Source organism: Anaerobacillus sp. QJM3NY_17 (assembly GCF_056173665.1).
Window position 1 is genome coordinate 541543 of sequence record NZ_CM149685.1, and the last position, 23247, is coordinate 564789.

Annotated in this window: 25 protein-coding genes; 17 read left to right on the plus strand and 8 right to left on the minus strand. The window is 38.5% G+C overall.

Going from position 1 to position 23247, the window contains the following annotated elements; genetic code table 11:
- Window positions 1–11: 11 nt before the first annotated feature.
- Window positions 12–1370 (minus strand): YheC/YheD family endospore coat-associated protein, encoded by a 1359-nt coding sequence (locus tag AC0VYV_RS02985; protein ID WP_475366506.1) that lies wholly within the window; start codon window positions 1368–1370, stop codon window positions 12–14.
- A gap of 127 nt (window positions 1371–1497) precedes the next feature.
- On the opposite strand from AC0VYV_RS02985, the gene AC0VYV_RS02990 reads away from it, so the two are divergent.
- The gene (locus AC0VYV_RS02990; RefSeq protein WP_475374428.1) at window positions 1498–2640 is read left to right on the plus strand and encodes a DUF445 domain-containing protein; all 1143 of its coding nucleotides are present in this window, start codon (window positions 1498–1500) and stop codon (window positions 2638–2640) included.
- 83 nt (window positions 2641–2723) lie between these two features.
- A complete protein-coding gene (locus tag AC0VYV_RS02995) occupies window positions 2724–3092 on the plus strand; it encodes a YlbF/YmcA family competence regulator (RefSeq protein WP_194220021.1) in 369 nt (122 codons plus the stop codon).
- A gap of 191 nt (window positions 3093–3283) precedes the next feature.
- Here the strand turns inward: AC0VYV_RS02995 and AC0VYV_RS03000 are convergent, their stop codons facing one another.
- Window positions 3284–3505, minus strand: a complete 222-nt coding sequence (locus tag AC0VYV_RS03000; protein WP_194220020.1) for a hypothetical protein — start codon at window positions 3503–3505, stop codon at window positions 3284–3286.
- Window positions 3506–3700: 195 nt separating this feature from the next.
- Here AC0VYV_RS03000 and AC0VYV_RS03005 point away from each other — a divergent pair, with 195 nt between their 5' ends.
- Window positions 3701–4552: a Cof-type HAD-IIB family hydrolase gene (locus AC0VYV_RS03005; protein WP_404684046.1), complete on the plus strand. Its 852-nt coding sequence runs from the start codon at window positions 3701–3703 to the stop codon at window positions 4550–4552.
- Between the two features lie 164 nt (window positions 4553–4716).
- Window positions 4717–6198, plus strand: coding sequence for an aldehyde dehydrogenase family protein (locus AC0VYV_RS03010; RefSeq protein ID WP_194220018.1), 1482 nt, complete (start codon window positions 4717–4719; stop codon window positions 6196–6198).
- Window positions 6199–6320: 122 nt separating this feature from the next.
- Here the strand turns inward: AC0VYV_RS03010 and AC0VYV_RS03015 are convergent, their stop codons facing one another.
- Window positions 6321–6506: a YhzD family protein gene (locus AC0VYV_RS03015; protein WP_194220017.1), complete on the minus strand. Its 186-nt coding sequence runs from the start codon at window positions 6504–6506 to the stop codon at window positions 6321–6323.
- A gap of 146 nt (window positions 6507–6652) precedes the next feature.
- Between AC0VYV_RS03015 and AC0VYV_RS03020 the strand changes: the two genes are divergently transcribed.
- From AC0VYV_RS03020 to AC0VYV_RS03060, 9 genes are all read left to right on the plus strand, one after another.
- The gene (locus AC0VYV_RS03020) at window positions 6653–7549 is read left to right on the plus strand and encodes an ABC transporter ATP-binding protein (RefSeq protein ID WP_475373275.1); all 897 of its coding nucleotides are present in this window, start codon (window positions 6653–6655) and stop codon (window positions 7547–7549) included.
- The gene (locus AC0VYV_RS03025; protein ID WP_475366509.1) at window positions 7542–8792 is read left to right on the plus strand and encodes an ABC transporter permease; all 1251 of its coding nucleotides are present in this window, start codon (window positions 7542–7544) and stop codon (window positions 8790–8792) included. Before AC0VYV_RS03020 ends, AC0VYV_RS03025 begins: the two co-directional genes overlap by 8 nt.
- Before the next feature lie 180 nt (window positions 8793–8972).
- Window positions 8973–10214 (plus strand): metallophosphoesterase family protein, encoded by a 1242-nt coding sequence (locus AC0VYV_RS03030; RefSeq protein ID WP_475373277.1) that lies wholly within the window; start codon window positions 8973–8975, stop codon window positions 10212–10214.
- The gene (locus tag AC0VYV_RS03035; RefSeq protein ID WP_475374429.1) at window positions 10214–12997 is read left to right on the plus strand and encodes an ATP-binding protein; all 2784 of its coding nucleotides are present in this window, start codon (window positions 10214–10216) and stop codon (window positions 12995–12997) included. Before AC0VYV_RS03030 ends, AC0VYV_RS03035 begins: the two co-directional genes overlap by 1 nt.
- 12 nt (window positions 12998–13009) lie before the next feature.
- Complete coding sequence (locus AC0VYV_RS03040) at window positions 13010–13675, plus strand: response regulator transcription factor (protein ID WP_430243196.1); 666 nt, start codon at window positions 13010–13012, stop codon at window positions 13673–13675.
- Window positions 13672–15039 (plus strand): sensor histidine kinase, encoded by a 1368-nt coding sequence (locus AC0VYV_RS03045; protein ID WP_194220011.1) that lies wholly within the window; start codon window positions 13672–13674, stop codon window positions 15037–15039. Before AC0VYV_RS03040 ends, AC0VYV_RS03045 begins: the two co-directional genes overlap by 4 nt.
- A gap of 57 nt (window positions 15040–15096) precedes the next feature.
- A complete protein-coding gene (gene yhaM / locus AC0VYV_RS03050) occupies window positions 15097–16065 on the plus strand; it encodes a 3'-5' exoribonuclease YhaM (protein WP_430243198.1) in 969 nt (322 codons plus the stop codon).
- Between the two features lie 147 nt (window positions 16066–16212).
- Window positions 16213–17490 (plus strand): MDR family MFS transporter, encoded by a 1278-nt coding sequence (locus AC0VYV_RS03055; RefSeq protein ID WP_475374430.1) that lies wholly within the window; start codon window positions 16213–16215, stop codon window positions 17488–17490.
- Between the two features lie 89 nt (window positions 17491–17579).
- Entirely contained in the window at window positions 17580–17858 is a 279-nt protein-coding gene (locus AC0VYV_RS03060; RefSeq protein ID WP_283153030.1) for a sporulation YhaL family protein, read from the plus strand.
- A 45-nt stretch (window positions 17859–17903) separates the two neighbouring features.
- Here the strand turns inward: AC0VYV_RS03060 and AC0VYV_RS03065 are convergent, their stop codons facing one another.
- Together AC0VYV_RS03065 and AC0VYV_RS03070 are read right to left on the minus strand one after the other, a co-directional pair.
- Window positions 17904–18830, minus strand: coding sequence for a peptidylprolyl isomerase (locus tag AC0VYV_RS03065; RefSeq protein WP_475373279.1), 927 nt, complete (start codon window positions 18828–18830; stop codon window positions 17904–17906).
- A 262-nt stretch (window positions 18831–19092) separates the two neighbouring features.
- A complete protein-coding gene (locus tag AC0VYV_RS03070) occupies window positions 19093–19275 on the minus strand; it encodes a hypothetical protein (protein WP_194220063.1) in 183 nt (60 codons plus the stop codon).
- Between the two features lie 123 nt (window positions 19276–19398).
- Between AC0VYV_RS03070 and AC0VYV_RS03075 the strand changes: the two genes are divergently transcribed.
- Window positions 19399–19995, plus strand: a complete 597-nt coding sequence (locus AC0VYV_RS03075) for a YpmS family protein (protein ID WP_475374431.1) — start codon at window positions 19399–19401, stop codon at window positions 19993–19995.
- Window positions 19996–20228: 233 nt separating this feature from the next.
- On the opposite strand, the gene AC0VYV_RS03080 is transcribed toward AC0VYV_RS03075, so the two are convergent.
- Window positions 20229–20774 carry a DUF3267 domain-containing protein gene (locus tag AC0VYV_RS03080; protein ID WP_475366514.1) on the minus strand — a complete coding sequence of 182 codons (546 nt, stop codon included), beginning with the start codon at window positions 20772–20774 and terminating at the stop codon, window positions 20229–20231.
- A gap of 235 nt (window positions 20775–21009) precedes the next feature.
- Here AC0VYV_RS03080 and AC0VYV_RS03085 point away from each other — a divergent pair, with 235 nt between their 5' ends.
- Window positions 21010–21351, plus strand: coding sequence for a DUF1878 family protein (locus AC0VYV_RS03085; protein ID WP_430246908.1), 342 nt, complete (start codon window positions 21010–21012; stop codon window positions 21349–21351).
- On the opposite strand, the gene AC0VYV_RS03090 is transcribed toward AC0VYV_RS03085, so the two are convergent.
- A complete protein-coding gene (locus AC0VYV_RS03090; RefSeq protein ID WP_475374432.1) occupies window positions 21348–21920 on the minus strand; it encodes an HTH-type transcriptional regulator Hpr in 573 nt (190 codons plus the stop codon). The two genes, AC0VYV_RS03085 and AC0VYV_RS03090, sit on opposite strands and share 4 nt — an antisense overlap.
- Window positions 21921–21991: 71 nt before the next feature.
- Window positions 21992–22360: a YtxH domain-containing protein gene (locus tag AC0VYV_RS03095; RefSeq protein WP_430246905.1), complete on the minus strand. Its 369-nt coding sequence runs from the start codon at window positions 22358–22360 to the stop codon at window positions 21992–21994.
- A gap of 169 nt (window positions 22361–22529) precedes the next feature.
- On the opposite strand from AC0VYV_RS03095, the gene AC0VYV_RS03100 reads away from it, so the two are divergent.
- Complete coding sequence (locus AC0VYV_RS03100) at window positions 22530–22727, plus strand: hypothetical protein (protein WP_194220001.1); 198 nt, start codon at window positions 22530–22532, stop codon at window positions 22725–22727.
- 120 nt (window positions 22728–22847) lie between these two features.
- Entirely contained in the window at window positions 22848–23246 is a 399-nt protein-coding gene (locus AC0VYV_RS03105; RefSeq protein ID WP_430246903.1) for a YkvA family protein, read from the plus strand.
- The last annotated feature ends 1 nt before the right edge of the window (window position 23247 follow it).

Genomic DNA, 23247 nt, shown 5'->3' on the forward strand with positions numbered 1-23247 from the left:
CCTTGCTCCTTTTAAGATGACGTGTACCAGTTAATTAAGCGGATAAGTGCTTTAACCGATGGGCGATAGGTACTTGGTGTGATTCCTTCAGAAGTCTTGGAAGGTTTTGTGTTCACTTCAATGATCCAGGGGTGACCATTTTTATCAGAAGACATGTCGATTCCAAGCTCCGCAAATACTCCTTCACTTTCACGATCAATGATCTGTGAAATCTCACAGGCCAATTCGGGAAGGATTCGCTTCATTTGTCTTTTCATTGAATCCTCTAAGGGGGTGAGCCCCTCATCAAACTTTTTTAGTAACGCGCCGCGTGCAATATTGGATACGAACTGGTCATTTGTTCTAGAAACGCGCGAAACGGCTGAGACAACTGACCACTTGTCTCCAATACCTTTCAAGCATAAAATGCGGAAATCAACGGGGCATCCATTGACCTCAATTAGGGGAATGCCTTGTTGAATAAGATAAGGAATCGTTTTAGATCGTGAGCGAATGGTCGTATAAATGTTTTGAAGCGAATGTGACGTGAGCGTTTGATTGCCATTAAAGCTTGAGTAATCAAGGTAATAGAGATCATCTTTCTGAGTGATTCGAAAAATATGTTTTCCCTGACTTCCATTTAAAGGTTTCAAATAAAGGATAGGGTATTTATCGATCATGAAATGAATATCGTCGATTGTCTCTAACAAAACCGTTTCAGGAAGATAGGGTGCGACTTCATCGTAAGAAAGTAACTTCTGATGAACATCCCATTTATCAAGAAAGGATTCATTAAAATAGGGGATCTGTTGATCACGCCAATAGGTTTTTAATTGTTGAATGTAAACGGATTTCTCAAGCTTTCTCGAATGAATTCGATTATAGATGACAGAAGGGATGGGTAGCGTGGCTTCTACCCAGTCACGTTGGTTCCAAATCATACCCGAGACTTTAGTGTCACTCCACGGTTTTAGTGTGTAAACATAGAACAGAATATGATGCTCTTCGCAGTATTCTGCGACTTCTTTACAGAATTCCGTATAGGATCCGAATGGTGTTTCTTTCAGTCTAGAAATGTTAATCGCAAGACAGAAAATAGGACCGATTGAGAGCATTTGTTGCTGATGACTATAGGTAAGTGTAATCGGAAGAGATTGATTTGGAAGAGACAGAGAAGCTAGTAGTTCGGGTGAACAATATACGGTATGACTTGATGAAGTGCGATAGACCTTGACTGTTACAAATTCCTCAAGCACGCCACATCGAAGTCTAAGTGATGTATCTGAAAGCTTCCATTTTGAGGCGATGTTTTCTGGAATGGAAAGGGTATGATTAGATTGAGCTGAGGTTGAATTCTCTGGTTGTAAAATAATCTTTTCAGTATGTTTCATTCAAGACCCTCGTTCAACGTTTTTTCTTTTTTTACCTTCCTTTAACTGGATAGGCAATAGCGGATATCGTATACTATGAAGATGGAGTTTACTATGTGAACGTGAGAAATAGAAAGGTTGAGGTACGATGTCGTCCATTATCATAACGATCCTATTTATGATTGCCATTGGCGCTGTTATAGGTGGGTTTACAAATTCGTTAGCTATTAAAATGCTATTTAGGCCATATGAAGCTCGTTATATAGGGAAGTGGAAAGTTCCATTTACCCCAGGATTAATTCCAAAACGTAGAGATGAGCTGGCAGTCCAGCTAGGTAAAATGGTCGTTGAACATCTTCTAACGGCTGAGGGAATACAGCAAAAAATGAACGATCCAGTATTCAAGCGTACGATGATTGAATATGCGCAAAAAGAAGTTCTTAAACTTTTAGAGTCTGATGAGAAAATTGAAACACTTTTAAAGAAAGGACTTCATCTAGAGGATCCAGCCAAAGATATTAGAGCGAATGCAAGCTCCTACATCAATGGGAAAATTGAAAAGAAACTATTGGATTTGAAAAATAAAGAACTAGCTGAGATTCTTCCGGAAAAAATGCAAACGAGAATTGATAGCTCAATCGAACCAATTGCTGATCTCGTTTTAACAAAAATTAGTGATTACATTGCTTCTGCTGAGGGCAAGCATAAGCTTTCTGTTATGATCGACCGTTATCTTGCAGATCGAGGAACGCTTGGAAGCATGATTAACATGTTTTTTACAAACACAAGACTAGTAGATAAAGTACAGCCTGAGTTACTTCGTCTTCTTAAGCAAGACGATATTCAAAATGTTATCATAACGATGCTTGAGAAAGAGTGGAATTCGCTCAAAGAAACGAAATTTGCAGCGTTTGAAGATAAATTTAATTCAGAAGAACTTGTCAAAGAGGTAACAGATCTCATTGTGAATGAACTCCCAATTAATCACGTTCTGAATCTTAGTCTATCGGAAGCAGTTGATCCATATAAGGAGCGCATTGTTGAAGACATAGTTCCACGACTAGTAGATGCTGCTGGTCAGTATCTCAGTCAGAATCTCCAGCCACTCATGGAACAACTACACCTGGCAGACGTAGTGAAAAGTCAGGTGGAGACGTTCTCTGTTGGACGTCTTGAAGAGATGGTTCTTTCGATTTCACGTCGTGAATTTAAGATGATCACGTACCTTGGAGCTGTGCTCGGAGGAATGATTGGTTTAATTCAAGGAGTAATCATTACCCTTATTGGATGAATTTCGTGTCAGTCTTTGTTATAGTGGGGAAGTACAGGGTTATGAGAGCGAAATAATCCTCATTTACTAAGGAGGTATATACAATGGCAGAGAAAAATCTTTACGACGTAGCATACGAATTAGAAAGCGCAATGCGTGAGCACGAGGACTACACAAAGCTTAAAGAATTATATGATCAGGTAAACCAGGATGAAGTAGCAAAGAAACTTTTTGATAACTTCCGTAACATGCAAATGGAGCTTCAACAAAAGCAAATGAGTGGTCAACAGATCACAGAGGAAGAAGCTCAAACGGCTCAACAACAAGTTGAACTTGTTCAGCAGCATGAAGTGATTTCTCAGTTGATGCAACAAGAGCAGCGCATGAGCCAGGTTATTCAGGACATCAACAAAATCGTAACGAAGCCTCTAGAGGACCTTTACGGTAGCCCTGAAGAAGACGTTCAGCAATAATACAAAAAACGGTTCACCCAATTGGGTGAACCGTTTTTTGTATTCATAGTACCGATTACTTGTTCATAAGAAGTAAGTTAGCGTATAACCTTTGTTGCTGTGTGATTTTGGGTTTATTCGAGTGAAACAAATGCTTCAATCGAATAAGCACAAAATGAGAGAGGTGGTATTAAAATATAAAAAAATAAGGACTATGAAGCGTTTTCTATTACGCCAACAACTTCAAATTGAGTTGGTTGCGAAATGATCGTTTCTTCAATGGCGCACTCAGGACAATTTAATTGAAGTTCTCTTTTCTCATTTCCTCCAATAGTACCTCGAAATTCATGATCACATTCAGAGCATTTGTAAATGTGTGGTTCATTGAATTCTCCTGTGCAGTCAAACCTGATTCTCTCTTTTCCTTTGGTCATAAGTAAAACCCCTTTCGTTATTTGTAATCTATTTGTAATAAACTAGTTTCATATTAAAACTTCCCACGGTGTCCGTATTCTAAACGCCAAATTCATCCAAACATGTCATTATCATAAATTTAAGTGATAAGACAAGAATTACGAGTCATAGAGATAAGTGTTATAAGGACTACTTTTTACACAGGAGGGATCCGAATGGTCTATCAACTTCTTGCCTTAGATATTGATGGGACTTTGCTTAGATCCAATCATAAAATTGATAAGGAAACAAAGGACGCTATTAGCTATGTGAGAGAAAAGGGAGTTTACGTTACGCTAACGACTAGTCGCAACTTTGCATCTGCTAAGAAAATTGCAAAGGCGGTGAAGTTAGATGATGTGATGCTCGTTACTCATAGCGGCGCGTTTATTGCTGAAGAGGTTGAAGAACCGGTTTATGAAGAGAGAATACCCAATCAAGATGTTCGTGAGATTGTTAAGATCCTTGAAGGATTTGACTGCCATATTCGCATTATTCATGAACGATTAGCCGTTGGTAATCGCGTAAAGCATAATCATTACTTATCTGCTAAAATGACGCTCGGAATAGGAGATCCATTATTCTACCCCGTGAACTTTGTTGAAACCTTAAGTGAGTATCTCGAAAAGAAAGATTTATCCCCTCCGAAAATTGACGCTCATTTCTTTAATGAAGAAGAAAGAGAGGAAGCCCGTCTCCTGTTAGAAGAGCGAATTCCTTCTATTTCGGTTGTTCGATCGACAAAATGTAATTTTGGAATCATTCCAAAAGGCGTCTCAAAAGCAAAAGGATTGCGCATTTTAGGAGAGAAATTAGGAGTATCTGTCGATCAAATGGTGGTAATTGGCGATGCGGATTGTGATGCTGAAATGATTCGTCAAGCAGGCCTTGGTGTCGCGATGGGAAATGCTTCTTATGAGCTAAAACGACTTGCGGATTGGGTAACCCGCTCAAATGATCAACAGGGCGTATCCTACATGGTTAAAGAAGTTTTTAGAAGACAAATGCGAGTTCAATTAAAAAGGTAATGGTTAAAGAGAATATAGACGCCTTCATCGAACCCTGGCGATTTATGGGGAATGAAGGCGTTTTTTATGTTACTTTTGAATCATTTTAACAAAATGAAAAGGCTTTCACGAAAAAACCGCTAATATGTATAATGTTTGATAATTTTGAATTCTGGAGGGATAGTATGCAAAAATTACTCGACTTGAATCCAAAGGTGACTGAATTTCTGAAAGGAACGAAAAAACTTTATATTAATGGTCAATGGAAGGATTCGTTATCAGGAAGAACATTTGATACCCTAAACCCCTCAACTGGTGAAGTGCTTGCAACAGTTAGTGAAGCCGTGAAAGAAGATATTGATGAAGCCGTTATGGCAGCTCGTAAAGCTTTCGACAGTGGTCCGTGGTCGCGCATGTCTGCGTCAGCTAGAAGCCGATTAATTTATAAGCTTGCTGATTTAATGGAAGAAAATAAAGAAGAACTTGCCATGCTTGATACGCTTGATAACGGTAAGCCGATTCGTGAAACGCAGAATGCCGATGTACCACTAGCGATTGAGCACTTTAGATACTACGCTGGCTGGTCAACAAAAATTATGGGACAAACCATTCCCGTTAATGGACCATATTTTAATTACACACGTCATGAGGCCTTAGGGGTTGTTGGACAAATCATTCCATGGAATTTCCCTCTACTTATGGCGGCATGGAAGCTTGGAGCAGCTTTAGCGACGGGGTGTACCGTTGTTCTTAAACCTGCGGAGCAAACACCACTTTCAGCTCTATATCTAGCGCAGCTGATGGAGGAAGCTGGATTCCCTGAAGGCGTTGTGAACGTCGTACCAGGGTACGGTGAAACAGCAGGTGATGCACTAGTTAAGCATCCAAATGTAGATAAAATTGCATTTACAGGATCAACTGATGTAGGTAAGTATATTATGAACCAGGCTTCGAATGATTTGAAGCGAGTGACGCTTGAGCTGGGAGGTAAATCACCAAATATTATTTTACCAGATGCTGATATGACAAAAGCGATACCAGGCGCGTTAAGCGGTATTATGTTTAATCAAGGACAGGTTTGCTGTGCTGGATCAAGACTATTCGTACAAAAGAAAGCCTATGATAATGTGATGGCTGATTTAGTGAGTCATAGTCAAAAGATCAAGCAGGGAGCAGGATTGGATCCTGAAACGCAAATGGGACCACTCGTATCCGCTGAGCAGCATGAACGCGTAATGAGCTATATTTCAAAAGGGCAGGATGAAGGTGCTGAGTTACTTACTGGAGGACAGGTTCCTTACGATAAGGGATATTATGTCCAACCTACGATTTTCTCTGATGTGGATGATAAAATGACCATTGCAAAAGAGGAAATCTTTGGACCAGTAGTAGCCGCAATGCCGTTTGAAGACCTTGATGAAGTAATCGAGCGAGCGAATGCTTCGAATTATGGACTAGCGGCTGGACTATGGACAGAGAACCTCAAGTCCGCACACTATGTTGCAAACAAAATTAAAGCTGGTACTGTTTGGGTGAATTGCTATAATGCATTTGATGCGGCTTCTCCATTTGGTGGCTATAAGCAATCTGGTATGGGAAGAGAAATGGGCTCCTATGCACTAAATAATTACACAGAAGTGAAGAGCGTTTGGATTAACTTAAAATAACAGAAGAAAACCGCTCGTCCTTTACGGACGGGCGGTTCTTTTTAATGTTCTATTCTTAGGTGAAGTACTTCCAAAGTTTCAATTCGATCAGCTAATCATCAGAAAATCAAAATATGATAGCGCTATCTTTTTAATACGATTAATTTACCAGCAGAGGATACAACTCGTGCCGTATGGTTTTCAAAACCTTTTTGCTTTAAGAGTTCTTCGCCAACTTTTTTTGCTTCTTTGTCATCCTGTGCATCAAAGCTTTCATCTAGAACAGTCTCTCCGCTTTTTTCGAATGCCGTGATAATGTACTTTTCCATATTATCGCCTCCTCCTTTTAGTTTACCGATGTAATAATTTCTTGTCACTTATTTTTGGAAAAAACGAATCTTTTGAGAAAACGAAACGTTATACTAGTTGGGAAGCTATTTTTCATGTAATGAATGTCAATATAAAGGGGGAAGCTATGCTCGAATTTCAGAATGTATCAAAAAGATTCGGACCTTTTACAGCAGTAGAAGGACTTAATTTATCAATTCCTGAGAATGAGATTTTTGGGTTACTTGGAGGTAATGGAGCGGGTAAGACAACAACATTTCGAATGCTATTACGCCTCATTGATCAAACAAATGGAACGATTAGCTGGAAGAAAGAAGAAATATCTTATGATTCAAGCCATTTAATTGGCTATTTACCTGAAGAACGCGGTCTTTATCCAAAGATGAAAGTGAAAGATCAATTAATTTATCTTGGCAAGTTACGTGGGATGAAGAAAGCTGATATTGAGAAAGAAATTGTTATATGGCTTGATCGTTTCAATGTGCCAGAATATCTTGATAAAAAGGTAGAAGAATTATCAAAAGGAAATCAGCAAAAAATACAATTTATTGCAGCAGTTATTCATAAGCCAGAGCTTCTCATTCTTGATGAGCCATTTAGCGGGCTGGATCCAGTAAATGTGGAAGTGTTGAAAGAAGCTGTTCTTGATTTAAAGAATGCAGGAACAACGATCTTGTTTTCTAGTCACCGAATGGAGCATGTGGAAGAACTTTGTGAGCATCTTTGTATACTACATAAAGGAAAAGCAGTTGTTTCTGGGAACTTAAAAGAAATCAAGCGTTCTTATGGTAAGAAAAACATTATCATTGACGTTGATTTTGATCTAACATTTCTAGAAAATATTGAAGGGGTTCATCACATAAAGCAAGGAATGAATCATAGCACTGTTCAAATAGCAAATGAGCAAGTTTCTCAGAAGGTTTTACACGAGTTGATGAACAAAGGGTTTGTTAGAAAGTTTGAACTAGAGGAGCCGTCATTAAACGATATCTTTATTGAGAAAGTGGGTGCGGCATATGAATAAATTTCTTATTGTCCTCTCCCAAACATATTTAAATCGACTGAAGTCCAAGGCATTTATTATTACAACGGTTATTACGCTACTTATGATCTTTCTCATTACAAATCTTTCGACCATTATAGATAATTTCGATTCGAGTGAAGCGGATCGAGTGGGAGTCATCGATACAGCTTCGTATTATACACAACTTGAAAACCAAATGAAGATGATGGAATCTGATATTGTATTAGAAAAATTCGATGGCTCTGAAGAAAAAGCCGAACAGGCTATTGAAGAGGGTGATCTCGATAGCTATTTGATTCTTAAAGAAAACGAAAATTCCGAACCGACGGCCCTTTATAAAGCGGAGACAGTAGCAGAACAAGTCACTCCACAAGTTCTTGAATCAGCACTTCAGCAATTGAAGAGTACAATTGCTGCTGAGAAAGCAGGGGTTACTCAGGAGCAGCTTAGTGAAATCGACCAACCTGTCCAGTTTCAAAAAGTTGCACTCGAAAAAGGAGCAAAGACAGAAGATGAATTAAATCAAGCAAGAGTGTTCGTTTATGTACTTCTATTCGTCATCTATTTTTCAGTGATTTTCTATGGAAATATGGTTGCTGTGGAAGTGGCGACAGAGAAATCATCGAGAGTAATGGAAATCTTAATTTCAAGCGTTTCGCCAGTCAAGCAAATGTTTGGGAAAATACTTGGAATTGCCTTACTCGGTTTAACACAATATGCGATCATTATTGCAAGTGGGTACCTCTTTATGCAAATGCAGGAAGATGAGCTCGCAGAAGCAGGTTTCCTATCCTTTCTTAATTTTAGTAACCTTTCAGCTTCACTCATCATTTATGCGATCGTATTCTTTATTCTTGGCTATTTACTGTATGCGACGATTCTTGCAATGGTAGGCTCACTCGTTAGTAGAGCAGAAGAAGTTCAGCAAATGATTATGCCAGTCCAGTTTCTCATTATCATCGCTTTCTTTATTGCGATGTTTGGACTAAGTACGCCGTCTTCTACATTTGTCACCATTTCGTCCTTCATTCCCTTCTTTACACCAGTAGTGATGTTCTTACGGGTAGGTATGCTCTCCATTCCATTCTGGGAAGTAGCCATTAGTCTTGCACTCCTAATTGGATCGATTGTGTTTTTTGCAATCATCGGGGCGAAAGTTTACAGAGGTGGTGTTCTCATGTATGGGAAATCATCTTCTTTAAAAGATATAGGCAAAGCGTTAAAGTTATCACGACGTGAGTAATAGCTTTCAACTAACAATCTAGAAAGTTCCGGAACTTTAGTTCCCGGGACTTTTCTTTTTTTTTCTTGTCGCATGATGAGTATAAAATCATTGTATGAGAAAAAGCGGAATCGTGCGAACGTGCGCTCGTTTGATTATGGTAAAATGAGAGATAGAGAGCATTAGAAAGGGAGATGAGTGATGAAAGAAGTAACCTTTCTGCACTGCGCGGATCTTCATTTAGACAGACCATTTTCCGGTACAAATCAGTTACCTAAATCCATCCATGAGTTTGTTCGAGAAAGTGCCTATCGTTCATTACGAACAATCGTTGATATTGCTATTAATCAACGGGTAGATTTTGTGCTGTTTGCAGGAGATTTATTTGATAGTAGCTATCGTAGCTTGAAAGCACAGATGATTTTATTACAACAATTGAAAAGATTGGATGAGGCAGGCATTTATAGCTATCTTTCTCATGGAAATCACGATGCGCTAGATGGAGAATGGGTTGATTTAACGTGGCCAGATACAAGTTATTTTTTTGGAGCGGAAGTAGAATCGGTTTCGTATAACAGAGATCAGACACCAATCGCATATATTCATGGCTTTAGCTATCCCACGCGTCATGTGAATGAGAAAATGGTAAGTGCATATGAAAGGGTAGATGAAGAGAGTTTCCAGATCGGAATGCTTCATGGGAATTTAGAAGGACAAACAGAACATTCTTCCTATGCTCCATTCACAATAACTGAACTAATGAATAAGAAATTTGATTACTGGGCTCTTGGGCATATTCATCAGAGAGCAATACTATCAGAAGAGCCCTTTATTGTTTATCCCGGTAATATACAAGGAGCACACTCGAAAGAACGTGGTGAAAAAGGGTGTTATGTTGTAAAGTTAAGCGATTCTGAGCCATCGCTTGTTTTTCATCATACCGCTGATGTAACCTGGCACAAGTCTATTATTGATATTGGACAGTGTGATACGATCCAAGATCTTTTAAATAACTGTGAAGAAATTTTGAACCAGGAAATTTTCTCTACTGGAGGACATTTCATTAATCTTGAATTAGTTGGCAATAGTCCGATACATTCAGAGTTAATACATGGGGATCATTTAGAAGATATATTGCAGACGCTACAACTTAATAGAGAAATGGAAGACGAAGGATTTGTTTGGCCATATAAATTCACACTAAAATCAATGCCACTCTGGGATCGCGAGAATTTAAAACAGCAGAATGGATTTTTACAGGATATTTTATTTACCTCTGATCAGTACGAGCATTCCCAAATGAAAGAAGCGTTAGCTCCGCTATTTGAACATAGACGAGCTAGAAAAGCTCTACACCCCATTGAAGACGAGCAACAATTAATAAAAGAAGCTGAAGAGCTATTACTTACATATCTCATTGAGTCAAAAGGTGGTGAGAGTTAATGAGGTTACTCGGTCTAACAATTTACGGGTTTGGTAAATTTGAGAATTACGAAATCGAAGACGTTTCAACTGAACTTCAGCTTATCTTTGGAGAGAATGAGGCAGGGAAATCTACACTTATCTCTTTTATTGAATATGTTTTATTCGGTTTTCCTAGCAGGCAGGAGAACTATTATGAAATGAATCATCTCTCGCGTTTTGGAGGTAGTCTCTTTGTAGAAGAAAGTGGTGAAGCATTTAGAATTGAACGGACGAGGGATAGGAATTCTGAAAATCTTTATATCTATTTTCGAGATGGTACTTCAGGAAATAGTGATGATTTAAAAAAGCTCTTAAAAGGAATGAATCGAGCTAGTTTTAGACAAATTTTCTTTTGTAACCTTACTACTTTAAATAATGATCATCATTATGATGAAGAAGCGTGGAATCAAGTCCTTTATGAAGCAGGAATGAGCGGTGGAGCTTCATTACTTGAAATTGAAAAGAATTTTGACAAGTGGCAGGGTGAAATTTTTAAGCCTGGAGGAAGAAAACCTCAACTCAATCAAGATGTGGAATCCTACGAGTCTTTAAAGAAGAAAACAAACGAATGGGAAAAGAAAAATGAGAACTACAATGAACTTATCAAAAAGACAAAGGAGTTAGAAATAAAAGTTCAAGAAAATGCTGAGCGGTTGCAATTTATCCAAAATGAGCAGCGAAAGCTTGAGCGTGAGAAGCACATCATTCCTTTATTGAATGAGAAAAAAAGACTTGAAGAAGAGATCGAGAATCTTCCTGAGTTTCATCCTTTTCCTGAAGAAGGACTTATAAGAATGGATAAATGGAAAGAACAAGCTGTTCTTCTTTCTGGGGAATTAGAAGGGTTAAAGAAACGAAAAGAACGACTAGAAAATGATATTCATCACGCTCAGTTGCTTCCTGATTCGAATGCGTTTTTACAAGAGGTATCTTATTGGAATGAAGAAATGATTCTTTATCGTGGGAGAGCAGAAGAAAGAAGAAGACTGCAGAGTGAGATACGCTCACTTAATACAACTTTAGAATCAGAGCTAATGGAATTTGGTCAGACTGAAGAAGCTCTTAAGTCCATCCATCCGACCTTTACTGGACGTGAGAGTCTCAAACAATTGGTGGCGTCCTATCAGCTTTCTGATCAGAAATACCAGTATATTCAGGAAGCTTTTCTTTCTGCACGAGATGAACTGGAGAAAGAGGAGAATGAGTATGATCGTCTGAAAACACGCCTTCTTTCACCGAAAGATCGGGAAGGGTTAGAAAAAGAACAATCGTCTTCTACTAATCAGAAGTGGTCGTTTGGGATGATAGCTGTCGCGTTATTAGTCTTTATTATTCTTGGCATTTATGAAAGTTGGCTGCTTGGTTTTGTAGCCGCGGCTATAGTGGTAGGTGGTGCCATTTTAATGAGAATGACCTCTAAAAGTACTGAGACGAAGAGTGAAGATGAGGTGCTTATTCGCGATAGAGAGTTGAGGAGACAAGCTGAGTCAATAAAAGACCAGGTCGATCGCCTTAATCGAACCTATTTGAAAGCAGCTGAAAAAGTAGACTTGTGGGAAGCAGAAAGGTATCAACTTGATGATAAGTTGAAAGAGTGGAGAACGATTCATGCTTTTCCTGAGTACATTCCTACCGATTCATTGCTTGATGCTTTTGATAGGATTGGGTCAATTAAGAAGGTTCAGACGGAACGAAATCAAAAGCAGCAGCAAATAGAAGATCTTGACTACAGTTTAACGGTAGTTGAAGATAGAATAAAGAAACTATGCGAGCGTGCAAATGTTTCCTACCAGGAGCCTGATAAAGCGATACAGCTATTGCTGCAGAAGGCAGAGGAACAAAGAGAATTAATGAGAGACATAGACCTCGCAACAAACAAGCTTCAAGAACTTGAAGAGCAGCTTGGTGGGGGAACCGAAAAGTGGCAAAGCTGTAATGATGAAATGAACAAGCTGATGCGCTTAGCAGGTGAAGATAATGAGGAAGCGTTTCGTGTGAAGGGAAAGGCTCATAAAGAAGCACAAGAGCTTAAACGACAGCTCGCAATGATTACTTCCCAATTAAGTGATGAATCGTTCGTGGAGCATACTACGGTGGAAGAAATCGATTATCATCGTGAACAGCTGGAGCACGAAGAGACTTCTATTATGAAAAAGCAGCAAGGTCTTTATCAACAGATTGCAAGTGAAAACGAACAAATTCGTCTCTTAACAGAAGATGGAACTTACGAAGAACTTCTCTTACAGCGTCAGCAGAAGGAAGATGAGATTAATTCTCTTGCGTGGAAATGGTCTGTACTGAAGGTAGCATCTGATTTTCTAACGAGGGCGAAGGCGAGGTATCAGGAAGAACGTCTCCCCGCGGTCATAAAGAAAGCAGAGAGCTATTTCAACATAATCACAGAAGGGCGGTATACAGCTATTTATCCTCCTGTAGAAGGTAATAAATTTCGAGTGCTGACCGTGGACGGCCGAGCATATAAGCCGTCTGAGTTAAGTAGAGGCACGGCAGAGCAGTTATACCTTTGTATAAGACTTTCGCTTGCGTCTATTTCGACAGTTCAGATGCCTATTTTTCTCGATGACATCTTTGTGAACTTTGATGAAAAAAGAACTGATGTTGCGAAAGCATTTATTAAAAGATTTTCAAAAGACAATCAGGTTATTTTATTAACGTGTCATACAGCTACAACAGTTGGGATAGATGACAGGATTCACATACTTGATCCGTCGCCAGCTTCCACAAAAAAAGGGACAATCTAATGAGGTGATCTTATGGAAGAAGTTTATAAAATACATTTAGTTGAAGATGAAGAAAATCTAGTGCAAATCTTAAAAACGTATATGGAAAAAGAAGGGTTTCAAGTTAAAGCGTTTATGAGTGGTGAGGAAGCACTTGAGAGTATTCACGAATCTTGCCACCTGTGGATTCTAGATATCATGCTACCTGGGATAGATGGGTATGAGTTATTAAAGAAAATAAAAGCTGAAGACGACGTACCGGTTATTTTCATTTCTGCGAGAGATGAGGATCTAGATCGTATTGTAGGATTGGAATTAGGAAGCGATGACTATATTGCTAAACCATTTATGCCGAGAGAACTTATTATTCGCGCCAAAAAATTATTAAAGAGAGTGTACCAACAATCTTCCCAGAAAAGGTTTGAGATTGTGGAGTATGAAATAGATCCGGTATCGAGAAAAGTACTTGATCGAGGAGAGCCAGTTGAATTAACGACGAAGGAAATGGATTTAATTCTTTTCCTAGTCGAGCATGTGAATCAAACCTTATCCCGTGAACAAATTCTCGTTCAGGTATGGGGGGATGATTATGTGGGATCAGATCGTGCTGTTGACGATGTGATTAGACGAGTAAGAAAGAAAATGCCACGCATGAACCTTGAAACGTCATACGGCCTTGGTTATCGGTTGATTACATGATTCGCTTAAATTTAACGAAACGAATCTGGCTCTCATTTATGATTCTTGTTCTGCTTGTTGGGGTAGTGATTGCGGTGATCTACCCTCTCTCCATTAAAGGCACGCTAACTGAAGAGACATATCAGATTATTGAAAGTGAGCAGCAGCGATATACGTTTCCGGATCAAGACGGGCCACTTCCTCCTCAAACGGATCAAGATTTTATTGAACGAAGAGACGCGGAGCGTTCGGTTGGCCATACGTTGATTACAAGACTTTATAGTGGACCATTGCAGGGAGACCCCATACCTGATGAAGTAATTATCGAAATGCGTAAAAACGCACTTGATCAGAAAGAAGAGAAGGGGCGCTATGAGTTAACGTATAATAATCAGGCATCCTTGTTTTATGTGATATCTAAAGTAGATGTTAACGGACAAGAAGCGTACTTTATCTCTTATATGTGGGACACGTATCGTAATCAAATGATTGATCGCCTCTGGTTTAGACTTATCATTATTTTGCTTTTTGCATTATTGCTTAGTCTTTTGCCTGCAGCGTGGATTGCAAGGTATTTACGGAGACCACTAACCGTTCTCGGAGAACGCTTCGATCAAATTGCTAACCGCAATTGGAAAGAACCTTTCAAGTGGGAAGGTGATGAAGAGTTCCAGAAGCTTTCCAATCAATTTGAATCAATGAGACAGAACTTAATGAGGTATGATAAGGCTCAGAAAACGTTTATACAGCATGCCTCTCATGAATTGAAAACACCAATTATGATCATTAAAAGTTATGCCCAATCCATTAAAGATGGCGTAATGCCAGATTCTCTTGATAATACAATGACAATTATCCTAAATGAGTCTGATCGGATGGATCAAAGGGTAAAAGGGATGCTTACTTATATTAAACTAGATTCCATTGATGAACCTGAGGGAAACTGGGAACCATTTCGATTTGGGGTTCTTGCTGAAGAGATTCGTGAACGATTCATGTACCAGCGTGAAGATGTGACGTTTACAATATCTGGTGAAAATGTTGAGTTGATGGCTGTTCACGAACAGATGTTAACTGCTATGGACAATCTTGTTCAAAATGCATTGCGGTATGCGAAAAGCGAAATTCACTTAAATGCAATCCAGAGGGATGAAACCATCATACTAGAAGTGTTTAATGATGGAGAAGAAATTTCGTTTCAAAAGGTAGAAAAAGAGCAGTTGTTTGAACCTTTCCAAAAAGGGGATAAAGGTCAATTTGGGATTGGTCTAGCTATTGTAAAGAAAATTGCTGAACGTCACTCAGGTAAAGCTGAAGTGGCGAACTTGGACCATGGTGTTGTTTTCTCAATTATATTGCCAAAAAAACGAAGCGAAAGGTCCTAATGATGTATTAGGGCTATGCTATACTAGGTAAATACATTTTGCCCCGGAGGTGGAAAGATGAAGGAATTCAAAGGAATCGGACATTATCGCGTAGGAGATCAAGTTGATCACTACTTATTAATTAAATCATCAGTAAAAGGTGTAGCAAGTAACGGAAAACCTTTCCTTACTTTAATTCTTCAAGATAAATCTGGAGATATTGAAGCAAAGCTCTGGGATGCTTCTCCAGACGATGAAGAAAGCTTTGATGCTCAGCAGATCATCAAGGTAAAAGGAGACGTGACAAGCTACCGTGGACGCAATCAGCTTAGAATTAAAGCGATACGTCTCGCAACAGACATGGATCAAGTCAAGGTGGGTGATTTCGTTGAAACGGCACCTCTTGAGATGAACGAAATCATGGAGAAAGTGACGCAATATGTATTTGAAATGCGTAATCCAAACATACAACGGATTACACGTCACCTTGTGAAAAAACACCAAAATGACTTTCTGACTTTTCCTGCAGCAACGAAAAATCACCATGAATTTGTGTCAGGCTTATCCTATCATGTTGTTTCGATGCTTGATATTGCCAAGTCGTTAGCGAATCTTTATCCTTCTCTAGATACGGATCTGCTATATGGTGGGATAATCCTCCATGATCTTGGAAAAGTAGTCGAACTATCCGGATCCATTGCAGCAAGCTATACGAACGAAGGGAAATTACTTGGCCATATTTCTATCATGGTTAATGAAATCGGGCAGGCTGCAAAAGAATTAGAAATTGACGGTGAAGAAGTGATGCTTCTTCAACATCTTATCTTAAGTCATCATGGAAAAGCGGATTGGGGGAGTCCTAAACCTCCTATGATTCGTGAAGCAGAAATGCTGCATATGATTGATAACATTGATGCGAAAATGAATATGCTCGATAGAGCTCTTGATAAAGTAGAACCTGGCGAATTTACTGATCGAGTGTTTGCACTTGATAATCGTTCATTCTACAAGCCTAAAATGAGTACTATTGATAGCTCGAAAAAATAAAACAGGCAAATCCAAGAGAAATGTGCTCTATGAGCCGTTTCTCTTTTTTTATGGTCATGTTACGTTAATTGTAAGCGTATAAAAAAGCCAAGTATCCATTCAATTTACTAACTTAGCCTTAGGATACATGCATAGTGGAGGAAGTACATGAGAATAAAAGATTGGGATCGGAATTTAAAGATACGGCTTTTGGGTGAAGGGATGATGAACATTCTTTTTTGGATGTTCTTCCCGTTTATGGCTATTTACTTTTCGGAGTCCTTTGGCAAAGGAATGGCCGGACTCTTACTTGTTTTATCACAGGTTGTTGCTGTTGTAGCTAACTTAGTAGGAGGATATTGTGCAGATCAGTATGGACGAAAGAAAATGATGTTTATCTCTGCAGTGGGTCAAGGACTCACCTTTGTCGTATTTGCTTTTGTAAACTCTCCATGGCTTGTTTCACCAATGCTAACGTTCATTAGCTTCTCCATTCTTGGGGTATTTGGGTCATTGTATTGGCCAGCTAGTCACGCAATGGTGGCAGATGTTGTGGCGGAAAAAGATCGTAATACGGTTTTTGCCGTTTTCTATACAGCTTTAAATATTTCTGTTGTTGTAGGGCCAATATTAGGCGGTCTTTTTTTCTTTCAACATCGATTCCCTTTACTTCTTATCGCTTCTATCGTCAGTTTCGCCGTCGCGGCATTGATTGCAATCTACGTTCGTGAAACAGCACCAGAGAAAAGAGAAAACAGTCTCGTTTCAGATTCATCTGTAAAATGGACAAGGTTTATTTGGGATCAGCTTCAAGATTATCGAATCATTGTTAAAGATAAGGTCTTTCTTTTATTTATACTTGCTGGAATACTAGTAGCACAAACGTTTATGCAGATGGACTTATTAATTGCCGTTTATTTGAGTGAAAAAGTACCTGACCAACCAGTGTTAACCTTCTTTAATACAGTCATTACTGCAGACGGAAATCGCATTTTTAGTTGGCTTATTTCAGAAAATGGGTTACTAGTTGCTCTATTAACAGTGTTTATGACGACTAAAATGAGTAAATTCAAAGAACGTAACGTCTTTATTTTCTCCTGCATGATTTATGCTGTCAGCATGATCTTATTTGGTCATGTAACGTCCGTTTGGCTACTTGCCATTGCGATGCTTGTATTTACGATGGGAGAACTGATGGTTGTGGGTATTCAAGAGGGTTTTGTATCACGCTTGGCACCGGAAAATATGCGCGGGCAGTATTTTGCGGCTGCAAGTCTTCGCTTTACAATTGGAAGAACTCTTGCACCAGCTGCCATCCCGCTCACAGCTCTCCTAGGGTTTCAATGGACTTTCTATCTCATTAGTTTCCTTGCGATCATTGCGGGAGTTATCTATTATGTAATGTTTGATATGCGAAGTAAACAGGGAGCGTACGGGCAATCATAATACTTCTAGGAGGAATAAATCACGATCTTTGCTCATAAATTGTAGTAATTAATGGAGCTTGTACGAAAGAAGGAAAGGAAGTGCTTTAGGTGAGAAAGAGTGTTCTTATACTTCTTGGATTTCTATTGATTCTTAGTCTATTTCAGCTTACAGAAGTGTCTTCAACGTTATCGGGAGTATTCTCTTCATTTCCCTGGTGGCTCTATTTTGTACTAGCGGGGATTGTTTACAGCGGTTATAAAACGATGCAATTGACGGCTGAAGAGAAAAAAATCGATCAGATCCATATTGAAGAAGAAGGACGAGTATATGTGGAGAGAATGGAAGAAGAGCGGGAGCGGAGGAAACAGCGTATAACAGAACACTAAATAAAAAAAACGAAAGAGCTAATTTAGCTCTTTCGTTTTTTTTATTTATTCATTTGACTCTTTGGACTCTTCTTCAGTGTTAGCACTGTCATCAGCTGGTTCGTCAGCAGCTTCTTCGACTTTAAAGAGATCTTCAAACTGATCGTCTTTTACTTTAATATCAGACTCTTTAATAAGCTCATCGATTACAGTTGGAACATCTTTTGCGTTTTGTAACATATATTGTTCTTCAACTTGTTCTTTAGCATCTTCAAACGGCATCACCGTTTTCTTCTTTAGCTTAATAATGTGATACCCAAATTGTGATTGGACGATATCACTTACTTCGCCTTCTTTCAATGCAAAGGCTGCTTCTTCAAACTCAGCAACCATGTCGCCTTTTTTGAAGACGCCAAGATCGCCACCGTTTTCAGCAGATCCATCTTTAGAATACTCTTTGGCAAGCTCAGCGAAATCGCCGCCATCTTCCAATTTCTTTTGAACTTCTTTAGCAGTGTCTTCATCGTCAACTAAAATATGGCTCGCTTCTAGTTCAGTGAAAAGGTTTTTGTTTTCATCGTAGAATTCTTTTAGCTTCTCATCTGAAACTTCTACTCCCTCAGTTGCAGCTTTTTGAGCTAATAGCTGCTTACGTACATCAACTTTGAATTGTTCAAGGTCTTTGTAACCATTTGATTGAAGGGCTTGTTCAAGTTGTTCATCGGTTTCAAAGTTTTCTTTAATTTTATCAAGTTCTGCATCGACTTCTTTATCGGATACATCATATTTATCTTCAAGAATTTTAGTTTGGACAAGGTCACTTAATACTGCTTCACCAGATTGATCTTTTAACGCTTGATAGAACTCTTCCTTTGTAACATCTCCAGCACTTGTTTCGACTACGGCTTCTGAATTATCCGCAGAGTCATTGCTACAAGCAGATATCGCGAGTAGGGCGATCAATGCAGAAAGCATTATGAACATTTTTTTCATCAAACATACACTCCTAAAGGGTTAGTTAAATTTAACAAAATTGTGATACAGTTAATACTATAGCATAGAAAGATAAGTGAAGTTAAATTCAATTGGAAATATGAGAAAAATTACACAAAACAGGCGAATTTTATGGGAAATTGATATAATAAAAGCGAGAATACAGTGTGATTCCCTAACCGGGTTAAAATCACTAAAAAAAGATGAGGCATTTGGCCTCATCTTTTTCAATCGTTCGTTAGGTAATAGGCTACCTAAGATTCTAAGTGAATAAAACTTCTACATATGAAGAAATGAGCAAAATAGTAATAAGAACGTTAATGGTTCTAAATACATTAGGCTGTTTTTCTTCAGGAATGTTTTTCTTCAAGCATAGTGCATTTGTCATTGAATTAAATGTGACTAGAATGAAAGTCGCAAATAGGATGAAGAATATTCCAATCATGGTCATTTCAGTACCTCCCAGAGTCCAATTCGATAATTCGAAGAAATATATAACGGTTTACTTTAACTTATCTTTCGATCCGTAGTATCATGGAAAATATTCGTCCCATAAGGAGCTGTTCAAATGTTTAAAAACCGATGGAAGGCGGCCTTTATCATTCTCTCCGCTGCCGTCATTCTCATCTTCGCAGGAATAGTAGGATTCTATCAATACTATTTTCCTGAAAGTGAAATTGCCAAACTCTCAAATGAGAAAAACACAGAAGAACCTTTTGAAACAACCTTTTCCATCCAGATGAAAAAAGATGAATTGAACGAGATCATCAATCGAGAACTTGAAAAGTATAGCGAGAAACAAAAGAACATCGGTTATAATGTAAACCTTGATGAACTTGCAACTTTTCAGGGGTATGTGACGATTTTTGATCGTAAAGTTGATTTTTTTCTTAAGTTTGAGCCACAGGTACAGCCAAATGGTGACCTTTTATTAAAAGAAAAATCTTTTCAAATTGGTTTGCTTGAACTCCCAAGTGATAAAGTTCTTTCTTTTATAAAAAAGCAGGCATCATTGCCGCCTGAAATAACAATTGATTCTGATGAAGGGACAATCTACATGGCTGTAAGCGAATTAGAATTGAAGAATGATATGAAACTAAGGGCTAAATCATTCGATCTTCCTAATGATGAAATTGTTTTCGATGCTTACTATCCTATTAATTAGTTCCTTGTCCTAATATTATTATGAAGGAAGTCTCATAATAATTCAATACTGCTGACCTAGTGGCCAATCCAAAAGAACAGAGCGCTGAATTTCAGCGCTCTGTTTTTATTCTATTAGCTATGTTAATGAGCTCAAAATCGAGCAATTACTGTTGGATAGCTAATCTATTAGGGGCATCATATTTTATTCTTTCTCTCTGAAGTCTATTGTTTAATAGAGTGTAAGATTAGTTATTAAGAAGCCCGTTTAATAAGAATATGGAAACCTTCACTTCGATCCTCAACATAAGCATTCTTCGGTGCACGGAGCACCTGAGAAGCGTAAAGGAAGTCACTAAAGCTAAACCCAAGATTTATAGCCGCTAGGATCGAGAAGAACGATACATAAGCTGGCATATAAACTGACGCAATTATAGCTGCGGTCGTAATCGAAACCGCAGGTGCAAGTGCCGCAATTAAAAAGAGGTTACGTGAAATTGGGCTGCACGTTTCACAGCGCATCATCGGTACGATCACAAATCCTTTTTCTAATTTCATTGTTGCTTTTAATCCGGCTATTGTTAAAGGAAGCCAGTGTATTAGCTTATGAATAGGGAAAAGGACAGCTAAGGAACCGAGAAACGGTAAAATTGGTACGATCGCATGTTTTGTTGTCGGGTATAACATACTGAACACAAGATAAAACGCAATAAAGTATAATAAGGTTAACAGCATCGAGAAAATCGTTAATCGATGTGTACCGAATTCGCGATGTAGATAAATCGATTTCCAACAATTCATAAGAATCACCTGCTTCCGTAGCTTTCAATTTAGTTGATGTTTATTGAATACTCGTATACTGTACAGCGATTCTCGGAAGAAATCAACACGTTTTTTTAGAAAGAAATTAGTCAAAATTATTTTGACAAAATCAGCGGTTTTTCGCGCTGGATTAGTCTGGAAAATACATTTCAATTTAAAACCCGTTCCGTTAAACTATAAGTACTATTAATTGCACAGTAAGGAGTTAAGTCAGATGGAAGCTATCCACAAAAGATTAGATAAAATTGAATTTCATATGCGCCTACTTGCAAAGATGGAAGAGGAAGGAGACTATCCCTTTTACCGCCTTGTGATTGACAGAGGGCTGACAGAGTCAGAAGTGTCAGAAGTATATCAATTATGCGTAGAGGTGAACCAAAAAATGCATGAGCAGATCGAGGAGGGTCTCTTGAACCGTTCCACGTTGCTCACGCATTTCGTAGGGATGTTAAATATTAAATTGGAGCCCCTCTCAACCATTAAAGCACTGCAATCTCAAGAAGAGGTTTATAGAGAACTTATGGAGACGCTATTAAAAGTGTCGCCTTATCGTTAGAAAAGATTGGAGCGCTCTTTATCATCTTGTTCAGTGAGTTCTCTAGAGAATTCACTTTCAAGCTTGGTGAAAGATTTTTGGAAGATTTTCATGAAGTCTTCACCATATAGGCCTTTAATGACACACATCATCTCAGTAAATTCAGGGAATTTACCGTATAGTTCTCTAATCGGCATGGAAGCTTTCAAAACACTATCTCGACTTGGTGAATAATGTTTCCATGTTTCCTGAAGCAGCTTCTCTCCCTTTTCGGTAAGCTGTACATATGTATTTCGCTTATCATTCTCTTTTTTTGAGAATGTGAGGAGAGACCTAGATTCAAGTTTTTTTGAAAAGTTAAACGCTGTTGAGACGTGCATAACGCCAAACTTCGCAATATCTGATATTGAAGAGCCGTCAAGATGATAAGCAATTGAAAGAATATGGTGCTCATTAATATTGAGATCGAATGGCTTGAGCCAATCTTGCCAATCTCGCTCAACAGATTTCCAAAGTGCTTTGCTTAATTGGCCAATTCGATGGCTAAAAATCATTGCTTCTTGAATAGAAATTTCCTGTTCTTCTTTCATAAATGCCCTCCTTTACAACTAGATGATTCAAGCTATATTAGAATATTGTTGATCTTCGGTAAAAAAACCGGCTATTTTGAAGCCGGACTGTTTACTTCTTCTTTGACTGTTTCAATAGTCTTCTGCATTTCCTCGACATCTGCCTTTAGCCTAGTTAAATTCGGTTCAATATCCTGTTGAAATGAAGAGATGGATCGTTTAAGGTCAGCGGCTACTTCCTGAATAATTTCTTTGCCTTCTGAAGAAAGCTGTTTTACTTGAGCGGTCAGTTCGTTAAGATCACTTTTAAGCTTAGTAAACCCTTCCTTTATATCATCACTCTTCTCTTTAGCGTCAGTCATTAATTCTTTTCCGGATTTCGGAGTGGTTAAAAGTACAGAAGCAGCGGAAACTACCCCGCCTACTACAAATCCTGTTAATAATGTTTTTGCTTTTCCCATGATGTTCATCCTTTCCTATCCAAATCCTTATACTTCTACTTAAAGACATTAGTTCGCCATCCCAGTCAAGAATCCTGCTTTCTCCTTTCATTAATTCGTTGTGGTTATGAAAGCAGTGGGCATCACATATACCTTTTAGTATACGCTAAGGTAAATGGAGGGGACGGGTATGGCTGGATTTATCTTTTTCCTTATTGCAGCTGGCAGTCTACTATTAACTGCAACAGTAAGCAGGCTGTTATTAATTAGAAAATATTCATTTCACAATGAACGAATGATCCGAAAGCAAAAAAGCGCCTACTTATTTGGTACGTTTGCGATTGTTTTCCTTGTGCTTGGGGTATCGATGGCCATGCTTATTTTCTAATGATGTTCTTTATTTTCCCCATGGCTTTCAACTTGCAAACATAAAAACGATATAAAAGGTTAGAATCACGCTCATTTGAGGTATCTTATAGAGAGAAGGGTATTTAAGGAGCGTGAAATAATGAATCGTATGATTAAAAGTGTTTTTAAGAGAATGACAAAGAAGGCAGTAACGGTTATGAAGGATAAAGACAAAATGAAGGATGTTTCAATCGAATCCTTGAAAAAAGGAGCCCTATACAATGGGCGTAAGGGCATGGATGAGATGTGGGTGGATGTGAAGACGTTCTCGAGACTTGTCCAGGAATTTCGTAAAGGAAGTTATCGCGACATTTCAAAAAAATCAGTCGTTATGATTGTAGGAGCATTACTTTATTTTATTAGTCCTATTGATGCGGTTCCTGATTTATTAGCGGGAGTCGGGCTTCTTGATGATGTAGCAGTAATAGGATTTGTTGCAAGTCAATTAAAGCATGAGTTAGAAAAGTTCCGAGAGTGGGAAACAGGAGTGAAAATATAAA